This window comes from Paragemmobacter kunshanensis, from assembly GCF_011059185.1.
Classification (GTDB): Bacteria; Pseudomonadota; Alphaproteobacteria; order Rhodobacterales; family Rhodobacteraceae; genus Paragemmobacter; species Paragemmobacter kunshanensis.
This window is the reverse complement of record NZ_JAALFE010000067.1, coordinates 1-2646: the sequence shown is the minus strand read 5'-3', so window position 1 is coordinate 2646 and position 2646 is coordinate 1. Positions and strand designations below refer to the sequence as shown.

Genomic DNA, 2646 nt, shown 5'->3' with positions numbered 1-2646 from the left:
GTGCTCTGGATCGAGGAGGCGGAGCGCAAGCTGGTCTGGTCGCGCGCGGCCCGTGTGCCGTGGAAGCAGATCAGCGGCGAGCTCGGCTGCGACCGCACGACCGCCTGGCGTCGCTGGCAGCTGGCGCTGACCAAGATCGCCGCGCGGCTGAATGCGCAGTGAATCCAATGTGTTGCAACACTTTTGTGTTCGACACATGCAACATGTCCGTGCTATCCGAAGGACATGATGGGGAGAGTGCGTCGGGAGACGGCTCTCCCCATTTCGTTGTCGGGGTCCGCTGGACCCCGGTATCCAGCGAGGGTTCGGGCAGAATCTTGGTCGGCCTATTTGACGTTCCACGGCGGATTGAACATCCAGATCAAGACCCGCTCAACAGCCGAGACTCGGTGATCTGGCGTTATCTCCAACCACTGAGCAAAGACAGTCTTCTTGATATGATCGCGGCGGATGAGACGATCTGGATACTCGATCTTGAATGCACGCTGAATGGCATGGCTATCGTCGCCGGAAATGTGTTTGGCAGTCAGGCGATCCTTGAGGCCCTTACGCCCTTTCGCTTCTCCGACGTACATGATTTCGGTTCCGACGCTCAGCACATAGACGCCAGTCGTAGCTGGGGGTGCAGCATTACCTAGCGGAACAGGGCGTTGTGAAAGCAAAGCTGTGATGTCGCTTGAAATCGATGAAAGCGCAGCTTCGATCTCAATAGTCGGTCGCAAGGCCACTCGATGGCTCCCAAATTGGTTTCCTTCTGTCCGCGCAGCACGCTCTGCGGGCCGTTATTGTCAAGTCAAAACAAGCATTCGCTCCGATAGCTTCCTAGGGCGAGCGCAGCGTCCGGCCGCAGTCCACCCTGCCAAACAGCGGAAATCGTGGTTCCTTCTTGGCGATATTCGTATGCTGGCGGGCGAAGCGCGGCGCATCGCTAGCGACAGGGCCGGATTTTTGGGAAGCCACCAGGAAGCCAGCGCTACCTGAACCCGCCTGAAACACTGCAAAATCAAACCCTTGATGCTGGACACCCCTGGTGGCCGCTGGACCCCGCGTGGAGTCCGGTCTGGACCCCGGAGTCCGGAAGCCAGGGGTATCCACCCTGATCCGAGGACTGACCCGACGATGACGCTGAGCTTTGCCCCGGATCGGATCGAGATGTGGCCGCTGTCGCGCCTGCAGCCCTACGCCCGCAACGCGAAGGCCCATGGCGCGGACCAGGTCGCGAAGATCGCCGCCAGCATGGCCGAGTTCGGCTGGACCGTGCCGTGCCTCGTCGCCGAGGACGGGGAACTGATCGCCGGGCACGGGCGCGTGCTGGCCGCAACGCAACTGGGGCTGCTTGAGGCGCCGGTGATCGTGCTCTGCCACCTGACCGAGGCGCAGCGCCGGGCGTACCGGATCGCGGACAACAAGCTGACCGAACTCGGCACCTGGGACGACGCGCTGCTGTCCGCCGAACTGAACGACCTCTTGGCTGAGGATTTCGACCTGTCGCTTGTCGGTTTCTCCGATGGCGAGTTGGACAAGCTCTTGGCCTTCGTGCCGGAGGGGGACGGGCAAGAAGGTGGCGCCGGGGGCTCCGTGCCGCCGGTGACCATCCCCGAACCGCCGCGCAATCCGGCGTCGCTTATCGGCGATCTCTGGATCCTCGGCGACCATCGCCTCCTGTGCGGCGACAGCACCAGCCACGATGATGTCCGCCGCCTGATGAACGGCGAGCGGGCGATCCTGTTCGCGACCGACCCGCCCTATCTGGTGGACTACGATGGCTCGAACCACCCGACACGGAACAAGGATTGGTCGGCGTCCTACGGCACGACCTGGGACGACAGTTCGCAGGGGGCCGAGCTTTACGACGGCTTCATTTCCGCCGCCGTCGCGGAAGCCATCACTGACGACGCCGCGTGGTATTGCTGGCACGCCTCGCGCCGCCAGGCGATGCTGGAAGCCTGCTGGGAAAAGGCGGGGGCCTTCGTCCATCAGCAGATCATCTGGGTGAAGGATCGGGGCGTCCTCACCCGCTCCCATTACCTCTGGAAGCACGAGCCTTGCTTCATGGGCTGGCGCCGTCCGAACCGCCCGCCGAAGGTCGCCGAGCAGACGCTCCCCTCGACGTGGGAGATGCCCAGCTTCACCAAGGACGACCGGCCCGACCATCCGACGCCGAAGCCGCTCGACGCCTTCGGCATCCCGATGCGCCAGCACGTTGCCCGAGGCGGCCTCTGCTATGAGCCGTTCTCAGGTTCGGGCTCGCAGATCATGGCAGGTGAAGCCAATGGCCGCCGCGTCTTCGCGATGGAAATCAGCCCGGCCTATGTCGATGTCGCGGTCGAGCGCTGGCAGGCCGAGACCGGCCGCGACGCGATCCTCGACGGTGACGGTCGGACCTTCGCCGAGGTGAGAACCGAGCGGCTGGGCGATGATGCCGGGGCCCGGGCCGATACGCCGGACCCGGACGCCGCTCCCGAACCCGCGCGAAAGCGCAAGACCGCCGCGTGACATGCATGACCTGGCTTTATCTTCCTCCGGACGCGCTTCCGGGACCGGAGACGCATGCCTCTTTGGCCTCTCGCTCTGCTCCGGCGCTGGCGGGCTCGATCTCGGGCTCGCCATCGCCATCCCCGGATATCGTGCTGTGGGCCATGTCGA

At 64.2% G+C, this 2646-nt stretch carries 3 protein-coding genes; 2 read left to right on the top strand and 1 reads right to left on the bottom strand.

Going from position 1 to position 2646, the window contains the following annotated elements:
* Positions 1-162, top strand: a complete 162-nt coding sequence (locus G5V65_RS22550; RefSeq protein ID WP_343162884.1) for a DUF6362 family protein — start codon at positions 1-3, stop codon at positions 160-162.
* A gap of 164 nt (positions 163-326) precedes the next feature.
* Here G5V65_RS22550 and G5V65_RS21615 read toward each other — a convergent pair whose 3' ends face one another.
* Entirely contained in the window at positions 327-728 is a 402-nt protein-coding gene (locus G5V65_RS21615) for a hypothetical protein (RefSeq protein WP_165054640.1), read from the bottom strand.
* Between the two features lie 391 nt (positions 729-1119).
* On the opposite strand from G5V65_RS21615, the gene G5V65_RS21610 reads away from it, so the two are divergent.
* The gene (locus G5V65_RS21610; protein ID WP_165054637.1) at positions 1120-2496 is read left to right on the top strand and encodes a site-specific DNA-methyltransferase; all 1377 of its coding nucleotides are present in this window, start codon (positions 1120-1122) and stop codon (positions 2494-2496) included.
* Positions 2497-2646: the final 150 nt, after the last annotated feature.

What these genes read in the sequence shown, in the direction of transcription:
- G5V65_RS21610 (WP_165054637.1), top strand. Translation starts at nt 1,120, where the DNA reads ATGACGCTGAGCTTTGCCCCGGATCGGATCGAGATGTGGCCGCTGTCG.